Annotated in this window: 14 protein-coding genes; 7 read left to right on the top strand and 7 right to left on the bottom strand. The window is 74.7% G+C overall.

Translation table 11 applies throughout. The features are described 5' to 3' along the window. Nucleotides 1-118: 118 nt before the first annotated feature. The 3 genes from ACZ4VF_RS01185 to ACZ4VF_RS01175 are packed head-to-tail and all read left to right on the top strand — an operon-like array spanning nucleotide 119 to nucleotide 2,707. Nucleotides 119-958 carry an SDR family NAD(P)-dependent oxidoreductase gene (locus tag ACZ4VF_RS01185; protein ID WP_467922374.1) on the top strand — a complete coding sequence of 280 codons (840 nt, stop codon included), beginning with the start codon at nucleotides 119-121 and terminating at the stop codon, nucleotides 956-958. Between the two features lie 5 nt (nucleotides 959-963). Further along, entirely contained in the window at nucleotides 964-1,923 is a 960-nt protein-coding gene (locus ACZ4VF_RS01180) for a DMT family transporter (protein ID WP_467922373.1), read from the top strand. Between the two features lie 7 nt (nucleotides 1,924-1,930). After that, complete coding sequence (locus ACZ4VF_RS01175) at nucleotides 1,931-2,707, top strand: polysaccharide deacetylase family protein (protein ID WP_467922372.1); 777 nt, start codon at nucleotides 1,931-1,933, stop codon at nucleotides 2,705-2,707. 72 nt (nucleotides 2,708-2,779) lie between these two features. On the opposite strand, the gene ACZ4VF_RS01170 is transcribed toward ACZ4VF_RS01175, so the two are convergent. Beyond that, nucleotides 2,780-3,904 carry an MGDG synthase family glycosyltransferase gene (locus ACZ4VF_RS01170; protein ID WP_467922371.1) on the bottom strand — a complete coding sequence of 375 codons (1,125 nt, stop codon included), beginning with the start codon at nucleotides 3,902-3,904 and terminating at the stop codon, nucleotides 2,780-2,782. Between the two features lie 190 nt (nucleotides 3,905-4,094). Here ACZ4VF_RS01170 and ACZ4VF_RS01165 point away from each other — a divergent pair, with 190 nt between their 5' ends. Next, on the top strand, nucleotides 4,095-4,916 hold the full coding sequence (locus tag ACZ4VF_RS01165; RefSeq protein ID WP_467922370.1) for a ribonuclease BN: 822 nt from the start codon (nucleotides 4,095-4,097) through the stop codon (nucleotides 4,914-4,916). Here the strand turns inward: ACZ4VF_RS01165 and ACZ4VF_RS01160 are convergent. The 5 genes from ACZ4VF_RS01160 to ACZ4VF_RS01140 all read right to left on the bottom strand — a co-directional run bounded on the left by ACZ4VF_RS01160 (nucleotide 4,913) and on the right by ACZ4VF_RS01140 (nucleotide 11,954). After that, nucleotides 4,913-7,729, bottom strand: a complete 2,817-nt coding sequence (locus ACZ4VF_RS01160) for an NHLP bacteriocin export ABC transporter permease/ATPase subunit (RefSeq protein WP_467922369.1) — start codon at nucleotides 7,727-7,729, stop codon at nucleotides 4,913-4,915. The genes ACZ4VF_RS01165 and ACZ4VF_RS01160 overlap by 4 nt on opposite strands. A gap of 1 nt (nucleotide 7,730) precedes the next feature. Continuing rightward, nucleotides 7,731-9,977, bottom strand: a complete 2,247-nt coding sequence (locus ACZ4VF_RS01155; protein ID WP_467922368.1) for an NHLP family bacteriocin export ABC transporter peptidase/permease/ATPase subunit — start codon at nucleotides 9,975-9,977, stop codon at nucleotides 7,731-7,733. Next, the gene (locus tag ACZ4VF_RS01150) at nucleotides 9,962-10,768 is read right to left on the bottom strand and encodes a hypothetical protein (protein WP_467922367.1); all 807 of its coding nucleotides are present in this window, start codon (nucleotides 10,766-10,768) and stop codon (nucleotides 9,962-9,964) included. Before ACZ4VF_RS01150 ends, ACZ4VF_RS01155 begins: the two co-directional genes overlap by 16 nt. A 101-nt stretch (nucleotides 10,769-10,869) precedes the next feature. Beyond that, the gene (locus ACZ4VF_RS01145; protein ID WP_467922366.1) at nucleotides 10,870-11,088 is read right to left on the bottom strand and encodes a type A2 lantipeptide; all 219 of its coding nucleotides are present in this window, start codon (nucleotides 11,086-11,088) and stop codon (nucleotides 10,870-10,872) included. A 452-nt stretch (nucleotides 11,089-11,540) separates the two neighbouring features. Then, the gene (locus ACZ4VF_RS01140; RefSeq protein ID WP_467922364.1) at nucleotides 11,541-11,954 is read right to left on the bottom strand and encodes a PaaI family thioesterase; all 414 of its coding nucleotides are present in this window, start codon (nucleotides 11,952-11,954) and stop codon (nucleotides 11,541-11,543) included. A gap of 245 nt (nucleotides 11,955-12,199) precedes the next feature. Between ACZ4VF_RS01140 and ACZ4VF_RS01135 the strand changes: the two genes are divergently transcribed. Beyond that, nucleotides 12,200-13,684, top strand: coding sequence for a S1 family peptidase (locus ACZ4VF_RS01135; RefSeq protein WP_467923736.1), 1,485 nt, complete (start codon nucleotides 12,200-12,202; stop codon nucleotides 13,682-13,684). Between the two features lie 503 nt (nucleotides 13,685-14,187). Here ACZ4VF_RS01135 and ACZ4VF_RS01130 read toward each other — a convergent pair. Next, on the bottom strand, nucleotides 14,188-16,323 hold the full coding sequence (locus ACZ4VF_RS01130; protein ID WP_467923735.1) for a SpoIIE family protein phosphatase: 2,136 nt from the start codon (nucleotides 16,321-16,323) through the stop codon (nucleotides 14,188-14,190). A gap of 2,561 nt (nucleotides 16,324-18,884) precedes the next feature. Between ACZ4VF_RS01130 and ACZ4VF_RS01125 the strand changes: the two genes are divergently transcribed. Together ACZ4VF_RS01125 and ACZ4VF_RS01120 are read left to right on the top strand one after the other, a co-directional pair. Further along, entirely contained in the window at nucleotides 18,885-20,009 is a 1,125-nt protein-coding gene (locus ACZ4VF_RS01125) for a cytochrome P450 (protein ID WP_467922363.1), read from the top strand. A gap of 102 nt (nucleotides 20,010-20,111) precedes the next feature. Then, a complete protein-coding gene (locus ACZ4VF_RS01120; protein ID WP_467922362.1) occupies nucleotides 20,112-21,473 on the top strand; it encodes a serine hydrolase domain-containing protein in 1,362 nt (453 codons plus the stop codon). The last annotated feature ends 270 nt before the right edge of the window (nucleotides 21,474-21,743 follow it).

The following is a 21,743-nucleotide window of genomic DNA, read 5'->3' as shown; positions in this document are numbered from 1 at the left end:
TTATCGCGGTGAGCTCCGCCGTGCGCGGCGATTCAGTCTGTGGCGCCCTGGAAACACCGCGAAGGTTCGGCCCCGGCATTCGCGAGCCCGTGCACGCCGTCGCAGTGAGGTCGTCACCATGTCCCATGCCCCGTCCCCCGCAGGTCCGTCGAACGACATCCGCCCGCTCCCGGCCCCGGCCGCGACGGCCGCCACCGCCCCGCACCCCGGCCGGGGCGGCACCGCCCTGGTGACGGGTGCCTCCTCCGGCATCGGCGCGGCCGTGGCCCGCCGGCTGGCGGCCGAAGGCGGCTGGCGGCTGGCGCTGAACGGACGGGACGTCACCCGACTGGAGCAGGTCGCCGCCGAGGCCGGAGCGGTGCCGCTGCCCGCCGACCTGACCCGCCCCGGCGCCGACCGCCGGCTCACCGCGCTCGCCCTGGACCACCTCGGCGGCCTCGACCTGCTGGTGGCGGGCGCCGGCGTGGGCTGGGCGGGAGACTTCACCGGCATGCCCGCCGCGCGCATCGACGAGGTGGTGGGCGTCGACCTGCTGGCCACCGTGCACCTGGTACGGAACGTGCTGCCGCACATGGTCGCCGCCGGCTCCGGGCGCGTCGTGCTCATCGGATCCCTCGCCGGCAGCGTGGGCGTGCGCGGCGAGGCCGTCTACTCCGCGGCCAAGGCCGCCCTGGCCGTCTTCGCCGACTGCCTGCGCTACGAGCTGCGCGGCACCGGGGTGGGCGTCGGCCTCGTCGTCCCCGGGGTGGTCGACACGCCCTTCTTCGACCGGCGCGGCACCCCCTACACCCGCGCCTGGCCGCGGCCGGTCCCCGTCGAGCGCGTCGCGGACGCGGTCTGCGCCGCCGCCCTGCACGGCCGGGACGAGGTGTACGTCCCCGGGTGGCTACGGCTGCCCGCCCGGGTGCGCGGTGCGGCGCCCGGGCTGTACCGGCGGCTCGCCGCCCGCTTCGGATGACCGCCATGACCGCCGTCACGGTGCTGCTCGCCCTGCTCGCCGCCCTGTCCAACGCGTCCGCCTCGGTGCTCCAGCGCCGGGCCGCCGTGCAACAGCAGGAGCAGGAGCGGCAGCTGGGGCAGGCCCAGGCCGGTGGGGCGGCCGACGCCGAGCGCTCCGTCGTACGCCGGTTCACCCGTCTGCTGCGACGCCCCTACTGGCTGGCGGGCGCCGGGCTGCTGGCGCTGTCCAGCCTGCTGCAGGCCGGGGCGCTGGCCGTGGGCAGCCTGTCGTTGGTCCAGCCCCTGCTCGCCGCCGAACTGCTGTTCACCCTGGCCGTGGGCAGCGTCGTCTTCCGGCGCCGCCCGGACGGCCGGACCTGGCTGGCGTTCGCCGCGCTCGGCGGCGGGCTCGCCCTGTTCCTGCTCGCCGCCACTCCGTCCCCCGGCCGGCCGACCGCGCGGCCGGCGGACTGGCTGCTCGGCGGCGGCGGGGCGCTCGGCACCGTCGTGCTGCTCGTCGCCGCCGCACGCCCGACCCGGGGCGCCTCCCGGGCCGCGTTGCTCGGCCTCGCCTCCGCCGTGTCCTTCGCCCTCACCGCCGCGCTGCTCAAGGAGGCCGTGGGACGGCTGGAGCACGGCCCCGCGGCGATGTTCGGGCACTGGTCGCTGTACGCCATGGGGGCCGCCGGGCTCGTCGCCTTCCTGCTGCTCCAGGGCGCGTTCGGGGCCGGCTCGCTGACCGCCTCCCAGCCCGCGCTCACCCTCGGCGACGCGCTCACCAGCGTCGTCCTCGGCTGGGTGCTGTTCGCCGAGTCGATCCGCCTGGGCCTGCACCTGCTGCCGGAGGCGATCGGCGTCGCCCTGATCGGGGCGGGCAGCATCGGCCTGTCCCACGCCGCGTCCGTCGGCGGGGAGTGGGACGCCAGGGACCCGGGGACGTCCCCCGGATCCGCCCCCGCCGTGCCCCGCACCCCGAGGAGGTAGGTCACCCATGTCCCCCGTGTCCGGCCGGGCCCGGCGGACGGCCGCCGTCCTGCTGCCGGCCGGTGCCGCCCTGGCCCACATCGGCCCGGCGGCAAGCTGGCTCCCGGGCGTACGGCTGCTGCTCCTCCCCGGACTCGCCGGTACCGGCCGCCCCCGGCACGTCGCGCTCACCTTCGACGACGGACCGGATCCCGCCTCGACCCCGCGCTTCCTCGACGCGCTGGACGGGCTCGGGGTGCGGGCCACCTTCTTCGTCCTCGGCGAGCACGCGCTCCGCCACCCCGACGTGGTCCGGGAGACGGTACGGCGCGGGCACGAGCTGGGCGTGCACGGCTGGACCCACGACCGGCCCTGGCGCCCCGCGTTCGCCCGGGACGCCGAGGACATCGCCCGGACGGTCCGCGCGGTGCACGACCTCACCGGTCACCGCCCGCGGTGGTACCGCCCCCCGTACGGCATCCTCACCACCAGCCGCTGGTGGGCCGCCCGGCGGGCCGGGCTGCGGACGGTGCTGTGGTCGGCGTGGGGCAGGGACTGGACGGCCGACGCGACACCGGAGTCCGTACGGGCCCGGGTCGCCGCGGACCTCCGCGGCGGCGGCACCGTCCTCCTGCACGACTCCGACCGCCACTCGTACCCCGACTGCTGGCGCGCCACACTGCCGGCTGTGACGGCCATCGTCCAGGACTGCCGGAAGGCGGGCCTCACGGTCGGGCCTCTTCGCGACCACGGCCCGACTCCGGAGCCGGGCGGCAGTGCCGCCTGCGGGCGGCCGGGGGCGTGAGGACCGGGGGCCTTGGGACGAGGCGGGGCGGGAGAGCGGGGGAGGGATGGGGCCCTGGCGGGTCTCGCCGCCTCACGAATCCGGCACGCAGAGGTCCGTCACGCAGTCCAGCGGGTCGCGGCGGAAGAGGGCCTGCCCGCGGGCCGCCCGGTCGCCGCGTTCCGGGCTGTTCTCGCCGAGCCGGCCCAGTGCCGCCAGCAGGGCGGGGCCGTCCGGGGCCAGTTCGGACAGGCCCAGGGCGGCCATGCGGTGGACGCCGTCCGTGCCGTGGCCGGGAATCGGGCGGTGGCCGATGACGGGCAGGCCGGTGGCGAGGGCCTGCACGGCGGTCTGGCCGGCCGCGTTGTCCACCAGGGCGTGGCACGCGGCCAGCAGGCCGGGCATGTCGTCGACCCAGCCGAGGGGGAGCGCCGCCGGCTCCCGGGCGAGAGCGGCGAGGAGCCGCTCGTTGCGGCCGCACAGCACCACCGGCAGGTACCCGGCCGCCGCCAGCAGCCGGGCGGTGGCGGCCGGGCGGGACGCCGCGCCCCACGCGCCGGCGGACAGCAGCACCGGCGGCCGGCCGGGCGCCCGCGCGGCGAACCGCTCCCGCCACCGGGCCGCCCCGGGGGCCGGCGCGCGGAAGGCGGGCGCGACCACCGGGCCCGTCGTCACCACCGGCACGGCCAGCGACCGGCGCACCTCCCGCGCCGCCGCGTCCGTGAGGCACAGGTACCGGTCGTTGCCCGGATGCAGCCACTGCCGGTGCACCGCGAAGTCGAGCAGGAAGACGGCGCTCGGCACCCGCAGCCCGCCCCGGGCCCGCAGATGGCCGGTCAGCTGTGCCGCCAGGTGGAACACGGACACCACCACGTCGGCGTCCGTCCGGTCGACCACTTCCGCCAGCCGGTCCCCGGCCAGCCGGGCCAGCGGGACCCCGCTCGGCCGCCGCCCGGGTCCGCCGCGCAGGAACGCGCCGTAGACCCCGGCGTACAGCCACGGCGCATGCCGTACGGTCGCCCGGTAGCCGCGGCGCAGCCCCGTGCCCAGGCCGTACGGCAGCAGCCGCAGCACGTCGACCACGTGGGCCTCGTGGCCCCGGGCCGCGGCCCTCCGGGCGAGTTCGGCGGCCACGGTGTCGTGACCGGCTCCCATGCCGGCGCTCACGATCAGCGTCCGCCGTCGGCCGCCGGGCGCGTGAGGATGGGTGGTAGGCACGGAGCCCGATTCTCCGCTCGTACCGGCCGCGAACGGCGGACGTGCCCCGCGTGTCGCCGCATCCGCCGGTCACCCGTGCGCACCAGTGCGCCGCGTCCCCGCCCGTCCTCCGGCTGCGAGCCGCCCGGCGCGTGCCAGGCTGGATGCATCGGCACAACGCAGCGTGTGGGCGGCGAGCACGGGAGGAGCCGTGAGGCGGTTGCGGCGCGGCCTGCACCGCGCGTGGGAGTGGGTGCGCCTGCGGGCCCTGTTCGAGCACGGCCGTGAGCTGGAGCTGATGCACCGGGCCATGGGGTTCGCCACCCTGGCCCTGGTGACGCTGGCACCGCTGCTCATCGTGGTCGCCGCGGCCGACCCCCTGGTGCGCGGCGGCTTCGCCTCCTGGCTCACCGACGGGATGGGGCTGTCCGGCCGGTCCGCCCACGTGATCACCGACGTCATCAGCCCCCCGCGCAAGGTCATCGGCACCACCAGCGTCTTCGGCGGCGTCCTGCTCGCCGTGTTCGGCGTGTCCTTCGGCGGCAGCGTGCAGAACGCCTACGAGCGGATCTGGGGCCTGGCCTCCGGCCCCTGGCACCGCCTGTGGCGGCAGGCGACCTGGCTGGTGGTGCTGACGGCGTACCTCTACCAGGAGGTGGCGACCAAGTCGACGCTGCACGGCACGCAGCGGATCGCGCTGTCCACACTGAGCGGTGTGCTGTTCTTCTGGTGGGGGCAGCGCTTCCTGCTCGGCGGGCAGGTGCACTGGCGCTCCCTGCTGCCCGGCGCGGTGGCCACCGTCATCGGCCTGGCCGGCCTGCGCGCCTTCTCCTACCTGGTCTTCACCCCGCTCATCGTGACCAACGCGCTCAGCTACGGCGCCGTCGGCACCGTCCTCGTCGTGGAGTCCTGGCTCATCGGCGTCGGGTTCGTCATCTACGGCGGCGCCCTGTTCGGCCGCTGGTTCACCGAGCACCACTGGAGGCCCTCCCACCACCACGACGAGCCGGGGGAGCGGGAGGAGACCCCCTAGGCCAGCTGCCGGCGCACCAGCTCGTGCAGCCGGCCCCCGGTGTCCGCGAGCAGCTCGGCCGGCGTGCCCTGCTGGACGACCCTGCCGTCCTCCATCACGATCACCCGGTCGGCGTCCAGGACGGTCGACAGCCGGTGGGCGATGACGATCCGCGTGGCGTTCAGCTTGCGGGTGCTGTCGATGACGACACGCTGGGTGTCGTTGTCCAGGGCACTGGTGGCCTCGTCGAAGAAGAGGATCCGCGGGCGGCGGATCAGCGCCTGGGCGATCATCAGGCGCTGCCGCTGGCCGCCGGAGACCGCTCCGTTGCCGGCGACGATCGTGTGCAGCCCCATCGGCATCCGCTTGATGTCCTCCGCGAGCCCCGCCAGCTCGGCCGCCGCCATCACCTCCTCCGGCGTGTACGGCTCGGCACCGCAGATGACGTCCATGATCGACCCGCTGAACGGCTGGGCGTGCTGGAGGACCACCCCGCACTGCCGGCGCACCGCCGACTGGTCGAGCGCCGCCAGGTCCTGGCCGTCGTACAGGACACTGCCGGACACCGGCCGGTCGAAGCCGATGAGCAGGCGCAGCAGCGTGGACTTGCCGCAGCCGCTCGGGCCGACGACCGCCACGAACTCGCCCGGCCGCACGGCGAAGGACACGTCGTCCAGGACGAGCGGGCCGTCGTCGGCGTACCGGAAGGAGAGCCGGCGGGCCTCCAGCGCGCCCGACAGCGGGCCCGGGCGGGTGCTCGCCGTGCGCACCTCGGGCGTGGCCTCCAGCACCGGCCTGATCTCCTCGAACAGCGGCAGCGCCGCCACCGCCGACACGAACGCGCCGGTCAGCTGGGTGACCGAGGTCAGCACCATGGTCACCGACGTGTTGAAGGCCAGGAAGTCCGCCGCCGACATCGTCCCCTGGGCGGGGCCCGCCAGCAGCATGAACATCAGCAGGGTGCACACGGGGAGGTAGACCGCGCCGAGGACCGTGGTCAGGTTCTTGATCCGGCCGACCTTCTGCTGGAGTTCCCGGCTGCGCGCGAACTCGCGCGCCCAGGCCGCGTAGGCGTAGTTCTCGGCCGCCGCCACCCGCAGCTTGGGCAGCCCGCGCAGGGTCTGGAACGCCTGGTTGTTCAGCTTGTTGCCGAGCGTCACCAGCCGCCGCTGCCAGCGCACCTGCCACAGCCCGAGCCCGCCGAACACCGCCGCGATGACGACGAGCATCCCGATCGCCGCCGTCGCCATCGCCGGGTTGTACCAGAACAACAGGCCGAGGTTCATCGCGCCGACCGTCACCGACTGGGCCACGACCGGGCCGACGCCGGCCAGCAGCCGGCGGATCGCGCTGATGCCCATGGCCGCGCTCGCCAGCTCCCCGGTCGAGCGCCGGGTGAAGAAGCGGGTGGGCAGCCGCAGCAGCCGGTCCCAGACGGCGGGCTGGAGCGCCGCCTCGATCCGGCCCTCCAGTCGCAGGATGGACAGGTTCTCCAGCAGCGTGAACGCGGCCGCGACCACCCCGCTGACCATGACCGCCAGACACACCTGGACGATCAGGCCCTCCTGCGCCCTCGGCACGTACTCGCCGAGCACCTTGCCGGTGGCGATGGGCACCAGCGCGCCGATCGCCACCGTCACCAGCCCCGCGAGCAGCAGGCTCAGCAGGTCGGCGCGGGTGCCGCGCAGGCTGAACCGCAGCAGCCCGAGCGGCCCCAGGGCCCGGTCGGGCAGCGGCCGGTAGAACATCACCGCACGCGGCTCGAACTCGTCCGCGTTCGCCTTCTCGACGGGCGTCTCCCGCCCGGTCCCGGGATGGACGGCCACATAGCCGCCGCGCCGCCACAGCAGCGCCACCGGTGCCCCCGACAGCGCCCGGTGGCCGACCAGCGGTCCCACGTTCTCCCGCCACCAGCGCCCGTCCAGGCGGACGGCCCGGGTGCGCACCCGGGAGGCCAGCGCGACCCGCTCCACCGGGTCCAGCCGGTCGCTCTCCGTGCCGCTCTGCGCCGGCTCGGCCAGCCGGATCCCGGCGGCCTCGGCGACGAGCCGGCAGGCCGCGTGGGTGGCGTCGGCGTCGGCGGCCGTCGTACGGCGCGAGGAGCGCTTGCCGATGGCGGCCAGCAGCGTCCGGTCGGCCTGGGCGCGGACCGCCTCACCGGCCTTGATCCCGGCGGCGGTGCGCGTCTCGTGGGTGCGCTCCAGCTGCTCGATCCACCGGTCCAGCGCGGTCAGCAGCCGGTACTGCTGGTCCACCATGCTCTGCCACAGCGCGGGGTCCATCAGCAGGTCGGCGGCGGCCTCCGCGCCGTACAGCGAGCCGTACTGCACGCTGCCCGGCGGCACCTGCATCCAGAACACGTCGTCGTCGCCCGGGGCCTCGGCCCGCTCCTCGGCCATCGGCGCCTGGAACAGCACGGACAGGCCGCGGCCGACGCCGAGGGCGAGCGCGTACTCCAGCGGGCTCGACGTCGGCGGCACGTACTGCGGGTTGCCGTACTCGTCGTAGGACCAGGTCTGGGTCTGCGCCGGCTGGTACAGCTCGCGCAGGCCGACGCGGTGCACCACGCAGTCGCGGACCGGGCGGGCCACGAGGGTGTGCTGGGGACCGGCGACCGGGCCGAGCAGCAGCGTGCCCGCCTCCAGCCGGCCGAGGTGGTGCCAGTGGCCCTGCTGGGCCGCGTCCACCGCGAACAGGTCCAGGGCGCCGGCCGCGACCAGCCACAGCACCTGCGGGCCCTCCAGGTCCAGCCGGCCCAGACCGGCGCAGTCCAGCCGCGTGCCCAGCGAGCCGAGCGCGCCGAGGACCAGGTCCCCTTCGTGTACGGAGGTCATCTCACCGCTCCCTGACCAGCGCCGCGTACGCGCCGCCGCGCGCCACCAGCTCCTCGTGCCGCCCGCGCTCCACGACCGTGCCGTGCTGGAGGACGACGATCTCGTCGCTGTCGCGGACCGTGCTCAGCCGGTGCGCGATCACCACGCAGGCGCAGCCGCGCCGCCGCAGGTTGTCCATCACGACCTGCTCGGTCTCGGCGTCCAGGGCGCTGGTCACCTCGTCCAGCACGAGGATGCTCGGCCGGCGCACCAGCGCCCGGGCGATCTCCAGGCGCTGGCGCTGCCCGCCGGAGAAGTTCCGGCCGTCCTGCTCCACCGTGCTGTGGATGCCGCCGGGCCGGCGCATCACCACGTCGTACAGCGCCGCGTCCTTCAGCGCCTCCACGACGGCCTCGTCGGGGATCGAGGGATCCCACAGGGCGACGTTGTCGCGGACCGAGCCCTCGAAGAGGAAGACGTCCTGGTCGACGAAGGAGACGGAGGCGGCGAGCGCGCCGCGCGGGATGTCCTCCAGCCGGCGGCCGTCGATGCGGATCACCCCGTCCCACGGCGTGTACAGGCCGGAGATCAGCCGGGAGACGGTGGACTTGCCGCTGCCCGAGCCACCGACCAGCGCCACCTGCCGCCCGGGCCCGACGGTCAGGTCGAAGTCCGTCAGCAGCGGCTTGTCGAGCGGGCTGTAGCCGAAGGTGATGTTCTCCAGCTCGACGTGCCCGTGCAGCCGCCGGGCCGACTCGCCCCCGCCGGGACGGGCGTACAGCGGGTCGGCCTGGAAGTTCTCCACGTCCTTCAGCCGGGCCACGTCGGCCGCGAAGTCCTGGATCCGGCCCGCCACGCCGTTGAGCCGGGTCAGTGGCGCGGTGAAGCGGGCCACCAGCGCCTGGAACGCCACGAGCAGACCGACCGAGATGTGCCCCTCGACGGCGCGCAGCCCGCCGATCCACAGGATGAGCGCGCTGTTGAAGGTGGCGAGCGTCGGCGCGACCACGCCGAGCCAGGCGCTCGGCACCCCGAGCCGCTGCTGTTCCTCCAGCGTGGTGGCGTGCTGCCCGGCCCACTTGCGGAAGTAGCCGTCCTCGCCGCCGGTGGCCTTCAGCGTCTCGATCAGCTGCAGGCCGGTGTACGAGGTGTTGGTGAGCCGCGCGGTGTCCGCGCGCAGCTTCGCCGTCCGGGTCGCGCGCAGCCGTACGACGAGCCGCATGGCCACCACGTTCAGCAGGGCCACGGCGATGCCGACGAACGTCAGCTGCGGGTCGTAGGTGTAGAGCAGGACCGCGTACAGCACGACCACGATCGCGTCGACGCCGGCCGCCGCGAGGTCGCGGGCCAGGGTCTCGGCGACCTGGTCGTTGGACTGCAGGCGCTGCACCAGGTCGGCGGGGGAGCGCTGGACGAAGAACGTCACCGGCAGTCGCAGCAGATGGCGCAGGAAGCGGGCGCTGGAGAGGGTGGAGGAGATGATCCGGCCGTGCAGCAGGTTGGCCTGCTGGAGCCAGGTCAGCACCAGGGTGAGCAGCACGCAGGCGGCCATCGACGTGAACAGCACGCTCAGCAGTGAGGTCTGGCCGCCGATGAGGAACGTGTCGATGTAGGTGCGGCTGAGGGCGGGCACGGCCGCGCCGACCGCGACCAGCAGCAGGCTGGCCAGGACGGCGGCGGGCAGGGTGCCCGCGGTGCCGCGCAGCCGGGCCGGCATCGCGCCGAGCACACCGGGCCTGCGCCCGCCCCGGGTGAAGTCCTCGCCCGGCTCCAGGACCAGCACGACACCGGTGAAGCTGCCGTCGAACTCCTCCATGGGCACGAAACGGCGGCCCTTGGCGGGGTCGTTGACGTACACCCCGCGCCGGCCGAAGCGGCGGCCCATGCCGTCGTAGACGACGTAGTGGTTGAACTCCCAGAAGAGGATGGCGGGGGCCCGCACCTCGGCGAGGGCGGCCAGGTCCATCTGCATGCCCTTGGCCGTCAGGCCGTAACCGCGGGCCGCCTTCAGCAGGTTGGAGGCGCGCGAGCCGTCGCGGGAGACGCCGCAGGCGATGCGCAGCTCCTCCAGCGGGACGTGCCGGCCGTAGTGGCCGAGGATCATCGCGAGGGAGGCGGCGCCGCACTCGACGGCCTCCATCTGGAGCACGGTGGGGGTACGGACCGTGCCGTTACGGGCCTTCGGGACCGGGCGCTCGGCGGGAGCCGCCCGTCTGCGGCCACGGGTTTGCCGGGTTCTTCCCTGCTGGAGGGTCACGGGAGCAGCCAATCGACGGGACGCTGGTCGGCGAGCCGGACGGAGCCGGTGGCAAGGGTCATGGAATCGAGCCGGAACGGTGGACCGTCGGAGGTGGACCAGCGGTAACCACTGCTGGTGGACGACGACTTGTCCAGTTCCACCAGTACGGCGACCGGCCGGCCCTCACGGGTGAACTGCCGGCCGAGCTGGCTGTCGCCGAGGAACGCGGAGATCGACTGGGCGGACTGCGCCGAGCGGTCCACCGCCTTCACCTCGCCGCGCAGCACGCCGTACCGCTGTGTCGGTACGGAGGAGACGGTCAGGTCGACCGAGGCGTGCGCGGGGATGGCGGCGGCTTTCTCGGCGGGCACGTACACGGTCGCGTACAGCGGGTCGGAGGCGTGGGCGACCTTCTCGACCGCGGCGACGTCGGTGCCGGTCCGGATGATCTGGCCGATGGTCGCGGCGAGTGTGGTGACGCGGCCGGCGGCGACGGTCCGGACGACCGTGTCGCCCCGCTCCGTACGGACCTTGAGGACGGGCGCGTTCGCGGGCAGCCGTTGGCCCTGCCGGGCGAGGACGGCCGTCACCTGCCCGGCCACCGGGCTCTGGAGGACGTAACTGCCCTGTCCGTGGGTGAGGATGGCGGGCGCGCTCACCGTGGAGGCGACCGAGCCGGTCACCGCCCACACGGAGGCGGCGGCCATGACCACGACGGTGACGCCGAGCGCGAGCCAGCCCTGCGGACGGGCGAGCCGCACCGGGAGGTCCAGCTCCTCCGGCGACTGGAGCTTGGCGAGGGCCTGTTGGCGGAACTGCACGGAACTTGCCTCACCTGAGGGTCGGACGCAGGGGGTTCAGGGCACCCGAGAGCCCCGGAGCCGTGGGACGGCTCCGGGACCCGGGTGACACCGAGGTGCGATCAGAGACCGGCGACCAGGCCGTTGACCGGGGCGGTGTTCAGGCCGGTGACGCCCTCGACGGTGCCGACGACCGTGTTGACCAGACCGGTCACGCCCGGGGCGATCTCGTTCACGGTGCCGAGGGTGCTGTTGAGGGTGTTGGAGGACAGGCCACCGGAGACGTTGTCCAGCTCGGCGTCCGAGATCTCGACGGTCTCAACCTGGGGGGTGGAGTTCATGGTGGAACTTCCCTTCGTATGGATATTTCACAAGGGGGGAGCGGCCCCCTCTGGGGACAGACGGACGGCCGCGACCGCAGGCGCCGGGCACCGTCTGCGACGGGCCCGCCGGACCCCTGCGGTGCGATGGATCAAAGCACGCACGCAGGGCGCGCTTCCAATTCAACGAGTGCTCCCACCTGGGCACTTGCCTCATGAAGGGGTTCATCCGTGCAGGTGTGCGCACGGGGTGTCGGCGACTCCTTCACATGCGGCACCCCATCGTCGCGCCGGCTGCCTCGCCCGCCGGACCGCGAATCCGGCACTCCTCGCCAAAGGCATGTCGGGGACGCGCGTATGTGCAGAAGCCCGGGTGCCGGTGAGGTGGCCGCGTAGTGGATGTGCAGATTCCCTGAAGGAGGGATTCCGCTTCGCGTTCGAGACTGACCGTTACCAATCAGTAGCTGTCCGTGTCAGCCGAGGATCGCGTAGACCGTGCTCGCCCGGGCGGCGAGCGCGCCCGAGGCGGCATCGCTCAACGTGACGTCCGCGAACGCCATCCGCCGGCCCAGCTTCGTGAGGACCGCTTCGATCCGGACATCCGCACCGGTCACCGCGCGCTGGAACGACGTGGACTGCTGCACCGTCGTCATCGGCACGAAGCCGCCCCGCGCGGCGGACACCGCGACCACCGTCGCCGTGTCGGCCGCGGCCATCAGAGCCTGCCCGGACAGCCCGCCGCCCTCCCGGGCCAGCCGCTCCGACCAGGGCAGCCGCAGCACGGCCCGGTCCTCGCCCACCGCCTCGACGGTCAGCCCCAGATCGAGCACCCAGGGGGCGAAGTTGGCCAAGAGGATCTTGTCGGCTTCGGCGGGGGTCATCGTCATATGGGGGATTGTTCCCGCCCGCCCGCCGCGACACGCCCGGCATGGCCGATTCGCCACGCCGACACGGCCGTACGGAACCGGAATTGAACACACCACGCGGCCGGCGCGTACCTACGGCCATCCAGGCGCCGCGGTACCCATCCCCCACCCATCCCCCCAGTACTCCCCCCAGCACTCCCTCACGAACTGCCCGTGAACGGCAGGCCCCCCGTCCCAGGAGGTCGAGAAGTTTGAGTCACAAGCGAATGCCCAAGCGCAAGGCCGCGATAGCGGTGGGCGGTGTCGCGGCACTCGGAGCGGCGGCCCTCCTGCTGCCCAACGCCAACGCGTCCCAGGACAAGAACCAGGCGTCGGGCACGACCGGCACCGCCAGGACCCTGAAGGCGTCGGACGCCTCCGGCCTCGCCGCCCAGCTGCAGAAGATCCTCGGCGACGCCTTCGCCGGGTCGTACTACGACAGTGGCAGGCAGCAGCTCGTCGTCAACGTGGTCAGCGGCGACAACAACGTCATCCTCCAGGCGAAGAAGGCGGGCGCGGTCGTCCGTCAGGTGGAGAACAGCGCCGGCGAACTCAAGGCCGCCGCGCGGACGCTGAAGACCAAGGCCACGATCCCGGGCACCTCCTGGGCCGTCGACCCGCGCACCGACAAGGTCCTCGTCACCGCCGACTCCACCGTGACCGGCGCCAAGTGGGACCGGCTGCAGTCGACGGTGAAGAGCCTCGGCGCGGACATGGCGACCCTGAAGAAGTCCTCCGGAACCTTCAAGACGTTCGTCTCCGGCGGCGACGCCATCTTCTCCCAGGTGCAGGGCGGCAACGTCCGCTGCTCCCTCGGCTTCAACGTCACCGCCTCCGACGGCAGCCCCGCCTTCCTGACGGCCGGTCACTGCGGCGTCGCCGCCAAGAACTGGTCCGACTCGCAGAACGGAGGGCCCATCGCCACCGTCGACCAGGCCACCTTCCCCGGCCAGGGCGACTTCTCCCTCGTCAAGTACGACGACCCGAACACGCAGGCGCCCAGCGAGGTCAACGTCGGCAACGGCCGGACCGTGCAGATCAAGCAGGCCGCCGATGCCACCGTCGGCGCGACCGTGTTCCGCATGGGTTCCACCACCGGGCTGCACGACGGCCAGGTCACCGGCCTCGACGCCACCGTCAACTTCCAGAGCGAGACCGACCCCAACGGCGTCGACACCGTCACCGGTCTCATCCAGACCAACGTGTGCGCCGAAGCCGGCGATAGCGGCGGCTCGCTGTTCACCCAGGACGGCAGCGCCCTCGGCCTCACCTCCGGCGGCAGCGGCGACTGCACCAACGGCGGCGAGACCTTCTTCCAGCCGGTCACCACCGCCCTCCAGGCCACCGGCGCCACGCTCGGCGACGGCGGCGCGGGAGCGGGCGGCCAGGCCGGCGCGGGGGACCAGTCGGGCGCCGGTGACCAGTCCGGCGCCGGGACCGGTGACGGATCCGGTGCCGGGGACGAGGCGGGCGCGGGCGCCGGCGATCAGTCCGGCGCGGGTGACCAGGCGGGTGCCGGTGACCAGTCCGGCGCGGGTGACCAGGCGGGTGCCGGGGACCAGTCCGGTGCCGGTGACCAGTCGGGTGCCGCTGACCAGTCGGGTGCCGGTGGCGACCAGATCGGTGGCGGTGCCGACCCGTCCGCACCGGCCGACGCCTCCGGCTCCGGTGCCGCGCACGACGGATCGTCGTCCCTCACCGGCACCCGCTGAGCGGACCGCCCCACCCCGAGACTCCCCGGCCGGCCATCCCCCTCGGTCCCGGCCGCCGGGGAGTGGTCCGGCCCTCCGGCGGGAGGGCCGGACCACGGCTGAGCGGGTCCGGGGGAGGCGGCGTCCGGTGATCGGCCGCGTGGTGGGGGAGACGGTCGGGCGGTGACCGGGCGCGGGAGGACCGGCCGGAACGCGGGCGGCCGGGGCCAGGCGGTCGGGGCACGGCCTGCGCGCCGGGGGTGGTCGGGTCACGGCCGGCGCGCCGGGGTGGTCGGGGCCGGCGGTCACCGCCGGCGAACCGGTCCGGGCCGGCCCGCCCGTGGAGCGGGCCGCCGCGGCCCGAAGCCCGCCGACCAGCCCACCGACCAGCCCGCCGACCAGCCCGCCGAGCCGCGCCGGCTGGACACGGCCGTCGCGTGGCGGACGGTAGGACCACCGTCGAGCGGGGTGGGACGGCCCGCCCCGCGGCCGGACGCGGACGGGCGGCGCGGTGCCCGCGGGGTTCAGCCGTCGTCGCTGGCCCGGAGCAGCAGGACCGCCACGTCGTCCACCCGCTGCCGCGCCGCCAGGCTGTGCCGGAGCACCTCGTCCGCCAGGCTCTCCAGTGGCTGGTGGCCCACGTCCGCGAGCAGCTCGCCGAGGCCGGCCAGTGCGTCCTCGATGTCGACGCCGGGTGATTCCACCAGGCCGTCGGTGTAGAGGACCAGCACCGCCCCGGGAGCCAGGGACACCTCGGTCGTCGGATACACGGCCGCGGCGTCGATCCCGAGCAGCGGCCCCCCGGCCAGGTCCAGCACCCGTACCCGCCCGTCCGGCCGGCGCAGCAGCGGCGGCGGGTGACCCGCCCGGGCCATCACGGCGCGCCCCCGCGCCGGGTCCAGCCGCAGGTAGAGACAGCTGGCGAACAGGTCCGTCCCCAGATCGATCAGCAGCCGGTTGGTACTGCTCATCACCTCGTGCGGGGCCTGCCCCACCGTCGTGTACGCCCGCACACCCGTGCGGATCTGGCCCATCAGGCCCGCCGCGGTCACGTTGTGCCCCTGGACGTCCCCGATCACCGCCGCAGCCAGCGGGCGGGACGGCACCAGGTCGTAGAAGTCGCCGCCGATCTCCATGCCCTGGGTGGCCGGAAGATAGCGGGCCGCCGCCTCGATGCCGGGCGGCGGGGTCAGGGAGTGCGGCAGCAGGGCCTGTTGCAGCCCGTGCGCCAGGCGGTTCTTCGCGTCGTAGAGCAGGGCCCGCTCCAGGGCCTGCGCGATCAGTCCGCCGAGCGAGGTGAGCACCGCCCGCTCGTCGGCGGGGAAGGCGTGCGGCTCGGCGTAGGCGAACACACACGCGCCGACCGGCCGCCCGGACGCGATCAGCGGCAGGTACGCCCAGGCCGCGTACCCGTCCGGGGTCTCGCGCCGGTCCGGATACAGCCGCTCCAGCTGCTCCCGGGAGTCGAAGAACGCGGGCACCCCACTGTTCAGGGCCTGGGTGCCCGGGGACCGCTCGGACAGCGGCAGCCCATCGAACCGCTGTACGACACGCGCGTCCGGGTAACCGCGGTGTCCCAGCACGTGCAGCCGGCCGCCCTGCGCCCGCAGCAGCGCCATCGCCTGGCTGCCGACGGCCGGCGCCACCTCGTCCCACACCAGCTGCACCACGTCCTGCACCCCGACCGCCTCGGTCAGCGCACCCGCGAGGCTCAGCACCTGGGAGATCGTCACCAGCCGGGACGGGCCCGGCCCCGCCTGCGGAGCCCCGCGCGCCATGTCCGCCACCGCCCGGGCCCGGCTGACGCGCACACTCAGTCCGGTGGTGCTCGGGTACAGCCGGAACGACAGCCACTCGCCGGGCGGACGCAGCGCCACGAACGAGGTGACCTGCTGGCTCATCAGCGCCGCACGGTACCGGTCCTCGTACATCGGGTCGTTCAGCCAGGGCACCGACACCCAGGGCAGGGTGCCCAGCAGCTCTCCGGCCGGCCGGCCGAGCAGTTCGGAGGCGGCCGGGTTGGCGAAACCGATCCGGCCGTGCAGGTCCAGCGACATCAGACCGTACGGCAGCCGGGAGACCATCCGTGCCGCCTCCACCGTGCCCAGGTCGGCCGCCACGCCCGACACCGGCACCGCGAGCACGTCCGGCTCGTGGCCGAGTGGCCGCTGCTCCCGCACGGCCCGTTCCAGACGCAGCGCCAGCCGTTCGCATGCCGCCGTCAGGTGGTCCCGCTCCCGGTCCGACAACCGCGGGGGATGCGCGCCCGGCCAGGTCACGAAGACCGCGCCGTACACCGTGTGCTCCGTCGCCACCGGCGCCGCGGCCAGCGCGAACGGGTACGGCAGCACCACCGAGATCCGCGGGTAGCGGCGGGCCATCTCCTCCTCGCCGCCGACCCAGACCAGCCGTCTCTCGCGTGCCGCCTCCGCGACCGGGATCGGCGCGCTCAGCCCGACCCGCTCCCAGGGGGCCGCGAAGGCCCGGGGCATGCCCGCCATCACGGCCATCTCCAGGACCGGCTCCCCGGGCCTGAGCAGGTAGACCGCGCCGGAGTGCGCCCCCACCTCCTCCAGCAGCGCGGCCAGCGCGAGCGACAGCACCGGCTGCCCGGGCGGCGCCGCCCGCCTGGGCCCTGGCCCGTCGGACACGCCGACCACCTCCTCGTACGGCCGCGCGTCGCACTCCGGGCACAAGACTCCCTCGCGGCGACGCCCCGCGCACGGCGAGCGCACACGGGACCGCGCCGGTCGCGCCCTGCGCGTCGGATGGCTCCGAATACCCCGGCCGGGAGATTCCATGCGCCGGAGGCGCGGGGGCCGCCGGAGCTGCGGGCGCCGCCGGGGCCGCGGGAGCCGTCCGGCGACTCCGGCAGCTCCAGCAGCCGGTCGCCGGGGCTGCCGGGGCCGCCGGAGCTGGGTAGCTGCGGGAGTTGTAGGAGCTGCTGGGGTCGCCGGAGTCGTTGGGCGAGTGGAGTCGTGGGAGTCGTTGGGGTGCCCAGTCGTCGGAGCTGCCGGAGTTGCTGGGGTCGCCGGAGTCGCTGGGGCGTCCGGGCCTTGGGAGCCGGTGGGTCGCCCGGGCCTCGGGGGCAGTCGGGGAGCCGGTGGTGCAGGCCGCCGGGTCGTCGGGGCAGCCGGGGGCGCTGGGGCGCCGGACGACCCGAGTCGCCGGGTCGCCCGGCCGGCGGGCCGTCGGAGCCGCTGACGCGGCCCGCCGAGTCACTGGGTCGTCCGGTCCTCGGAGGTCGGTGGGTCGCCCGGCTCGGGGCAGCCAGAGCCGGTGGTGCAGGTCGCCTGGGGCGTTGGTGGGCCGGACGGCCGGAGTCGTCGGGTCGCCCGGCAGTCGGAGCCGCTGACACAGGCCGCCGGAGTCGCTGGTTCGCCCGGGCCTCGGCAGTCGGTGGGGCGCCCGGGCCCCGAGGTAACCGGAACGGCTGGTGCGGCTGCCGGAACCGCCGACGCCGCTGGGCCGTGCGAGCCGCTGGGCGACCGGAGCCGCAGGAGTCGCCGGGGCGTCGGCCCACGGGGCCGCCGGAGCCGCTGGGGCACCCGGCCGCCGCAGTCGCCGGGTCGTCATGGCCTCGGGAGTTGCTGGGGCGCCCGGGTCGGGGCGTCGCTGGGCCGTCGGGGCACCTGGAGTCGCCACAGTTGCTGGGGCCGTCGGAGTCGCTGAGCCGTGGGGGCAGCCGGAGCCGCTGGGGCACCCGGCCGCCGCAGTCGCCGGGTCGTCATGGCCTCGGGAGTTGCTGGGGCGCTCGGGTCGGGGCGTCGCTGGGCCGCCGGGGCAACCGGAGTCGTTGGGGCTTCGCGAGCCGCTGGGCCGCCGGGGCCACCGGAGTCGTTGGGGTTCCGGGAGCCGTTGGGCCGTCGGTGCAGCCGGAGTCGCTGGGGCCCCGGGCCGTCGGGGCAACCCGAGTCGCGGGAGTCGTCGGGGGCGTGCGAGGTGGAGGGTGGGGAGAGGGAGAGTCGGCCCGGCGGCGAGGTCCGGTCGCGTCTGTCCGGACCGGCCCTCGGTCGGGGGTGAAGCACGAGTGGCGTACGCGCTTCCCGCGTGCGCCCCTGTCGCGCCGGGATGGCCGAATTTACGCGCTGAGGGTGGGGTTCCCGGCCGACCGGCCGGTGCGGGGGCGCGTGCCGGGGTGGTGATGCGGGGCAGTCCGGGCGTGTCGGAGGTGGGCCGGGACGAAGCGCCGCGCGTGTCGTCGGACAGCCCGCTCAGCGGTCCCGGGACGCCCGTCGGCCGGATCATCACCCCAGGTCAGGGGCGGTTCGGCCAACCGGTCGAACGGCGGGGCCGCGCACCGGCACGCGAGGGCGGGGAAGGGGGCGGACCGTCGGCCGGTACCCGGCGGCAACTTTTTTGCCGCGAGGCCGGTTTGCGGTCGAACCGCCGGGGCACACGCGGGGGCGGCGATCCGGCCGTGGTCCCGTGTGTGCACCTGGCACGGGGAAGTGGCCGGACCGTGACGCAAAAGCACCGCCGAAATACGCTCCGTTCAACTTCAGGGGGTTGCTTGCGCGTGACTCACCGTGAAGACTGTGGCCGAGTTCCATCGAAACGAAGGTGTTGCGGGTGCGCATCTTGCCAATCGCGGGGCGGCACGCGTCGCGACTGCGTATTCTCATCCTTCGTTTCCAGGGCCCGGGGCAGCGTGCTCCGCTGTCCGTTCACGAGCCGGGAGGGTCCCGTGCGCACGCCGCGCGGGAGGTATCGCCGAGGGGGATGGGTTATGTCGGGTTGGCGCGCCGTACCACCAGGCTCGCCGCGGGGCCGTTGCCGGCCGCGCAGCCGCCGCGTCCTTCACCGCATGTGTTGAGCCACCGGGTGTCGACGCGCCATGTGCGGACGCGCCATGTGCCGAGACACCGCATGCGCTGACGCTCCGGCCCCGCGCCGAGGCTCCGGCCCCGCGCCGACATCCCCGGCCCACCCCGGCGGCAGGCCGACGGCGACCGTCCGTCCCGCCGCGCACGAGGAGGCCACGCGGCTCGCGTCTCTCGCGGTCCGTCCGGATGCCGCGGCAGTGGGAACACCGCCGTGTCCGGAACCACCCGCGGCCCCTGCCGTGCCGCACCGGCTCGTGGCAGACCCCGGTGTGCGGTTCCTCCATGCCCGTACTCGCTAGCAAGGAGACAAGGTGACCAGCAGGCAACCGACCGGCGAACGGCTCCTCCTGGAGGAGTTACCCCACCGCTGGCGGGGTTTACGCGAGGCCGGGCCTGTGCGGTACGACGAGAAGCAGGGGGTCTGGCAGGTGCTGGACCACGAGACCGTCGCCACCGTGCTCGCCGACCCGGCGACGTACTCCTCCGACCTCTCCGCCCTCACCCCGACCCAGTCCGACTTCGAGACCTTCCGGCAGGGCAACTTCGTCGGCATGGACCCGCCGGAACACCGCAAGCTCCGCACCCTGGTGAGTCAGGCGTTCACCCCGCGGGTGGTCCAGGGGCTCGGCCCGCGCATCGAGGCCGTGACCGCCCGCCTGCTGGACGAGGTCGCCGACCGCGACCGCTTCGACCTGGTCGACGCGCTCGCCTATCCCCTGCCGATCATCGTGATCGCCGAACTGCTCGGCATCCCCGCGGAGGAGCACCGGCTCTTCCAGGAGTGGGCGAGCGTCCTGTTCGGTGGCGACCAGCTCGGCGAGGCGCCCGACATGGCCGACCTGGAGCGGGCGTTGGAGGCCATCGCCCCCACCGTGCGCGAGATGAACGACTACATGCTCGACCACATCCGCGCCCGCCGCGCCCACCCCGGTGACGACCTCACCAGCAGACTCATCGCCGCCGAGGTGGACGGTGTCCGCCTCGCCGACCAGGAGATGGTCGGCTTCGTGGCCCTGCTGCTGGTCGCCGGGCACATCACCACGACCGCGCTGCTGGGCAACGCCGTCGTCACCTTCGACCGGCACCCCGGCACCGACGCCGCGCTGCGCGCCGACCCCGCGCGGATCCCCGCCGCCGTCGAGGAGGTGCTGCGCTGGCTGCCGCCCTTCCCGGAGCTGGGCCGCCGGGTCACCCGGCCCGTGACCCTCGGCGGCCACGACCTCCCGGCCGACGCCCTCCTGATGGCGCACCTGGGCACCGCCAACCGGGACCCCGCACGCTTCGACGCGCCCGACGCCTTCGACGCGGCCCGCAACCCCAACCCCCATCTGACCTTCGGGCACGGCATCCACTTCTGCTTCGGCGCGCCGCTGGCCCGGCTGGAGGCGCGGATCGCCCTGCGCATGTTGCATGAACGATTCCGCTCCCTGGTGATCCCCTCGTACGAGGACATCGCCTACCAGAACCCGGCCGTCATCATCGGCGTACGGCATCTGCCCGTCGAGGTCGGCAGACCGTAACCCGGGCGCCACGAGCGCCCCCGGGCCGGCCCCCACACCGCTCGTGCAGGGCCGGACCGGCACACCCGCACATGAGACCCACCCAACGGGAGTCCCCTTCTCATGCCGTACACCATCCCCGCCGCTCCGGCCGCCTCCCGGACGCCGTCCCTGACGCACCGGGAACTGCAGGACCGTCTCGACGCCCTCGCCCGGACCCACCGGGTGCCCGGCGCCCAACTCGCCCTGGACACCGGCACGGACGTCCTCTCCGTGCACACCGGCACGGCCGACACCGCCACCGGCACCCCCTTCACCGCGGACACTGCCGTACCCCTGGGCTCGCTCACCAAGCCCTACACCGCCGCACTCGTCATGCTCCTGGCCGACGACGGCGACCTCGACCTGGACGAGCCCGCCGCCGCACACCTCCCGGAGCTGAGCGGCACCCCGGAGGTGACGATCCGCCAACTCCTCAGTCACACAGGAGGGTTACCCACCGGTTGGGACTCGGACACCGCCGCCACCTCCACCGCCGCCCGCTATCTCGCGGCCGTCTGCACCACCCGCGACGCGCTGTTCGCGCCGGGCACCGACTTCTCCTACTCCAACGCCGGTTACGTCGCCGCCGGACGGCTGGTCGAGACGGTCACCGGCATGCCGTGGAACGAGGCGGTCGGTGCGCTGCTCCTCGAACCCCTGGGTGTCATACCGGCGTTCATAGGCGACGGCGTGTCCGCGCGCCCCGTGGCCGCCGGACACGCCGTCAACACCGCGACCGGGCAGGCGCTCCCGGCCCGGCAGAACCTGGCCCCCCTGGAGGCCCCGGCCGGTGCGCTGCTCGCGAGCGCCCGGGACCTGGCCGCGTTCGGCGCCGCACTGGTCGGCCGCGCGGACCTGCTGCCGCCGGCCGTCGCCAAGGAGATGCGCCGCGCCGAGACCGCCGCCCGCCCGGGCGCGCTGGCCGACGGCTGGGGCGCGGGAGTCGCCCTCTACCAGCGGGACGACCGCGTGTGGTGCGGGCACGACGGCAACGCCCAGGGCACCTCCTGCCATCTGCGGGCCGACCCGGAGAGCGGGATCGTGGTCGCCTTCACCGGCAACTCCGCGGGCGCCACCGCGCTGTGGCGCGACCTCGCCGGAGAACTGGACCGGCTGGCCGGCATCCGGGTGCCCGCCGTACCCGCCGGTGCGCGCTTCGCGGAACGGGGCCGGCCCGTCGCGCCGCCCGACTGCCTGGGCACCTACCGCAACGGCGCCGTGACGTACCGCGTCGCCCCCGGCCCGGACGGCTCGCCGGCCCTGTCGGTGGACGGCGACCTCCCCATCCCGCTGGTCTGCTACGCCGACCTGTCCTGCGACCTGCTCGACCCGGACACCGGGCGCGTCGAGCCCGGCGGCCGCTTCCACCGCGATCCGGCCTCCGGCCGGGTGGACCGGGTGCAGATCTCGGGACGCATGGCCTGCCGGGTCGCCGACGGCTGAGTCGGGGCGAGCGAGCGCGGGGGGCGGCCCGTCGCCGGGCCGGGCGACCCGGCCTCACCGGGCCTGACGTGATGCGGCCGGGCATGTCCTCGGTTCGTCCGTCCGGTCGGGCTGGTGTGTCCAGGCCGGTTCGTTCGAGCAGGCCGGGTCAGGCCGGTCTCGGTTCCGGTCTCCCGGGGCTGTGGCCGTCACCGGATGCGGGGCCGGACCGGATCGCCTCCTCGTCTCCGCGGGCGGATTCGGTCGCCCCGGACAGAGGGCCGGACCGCT

Source organism: Streptomyces sp. NPDC029151, assembly GCF_055564315.1.
The sequence above is the reverse complement of the archived record's forward strand: the minus strand, read 5'-3'. Positions and strand labels throughout refer to the sequence as shown.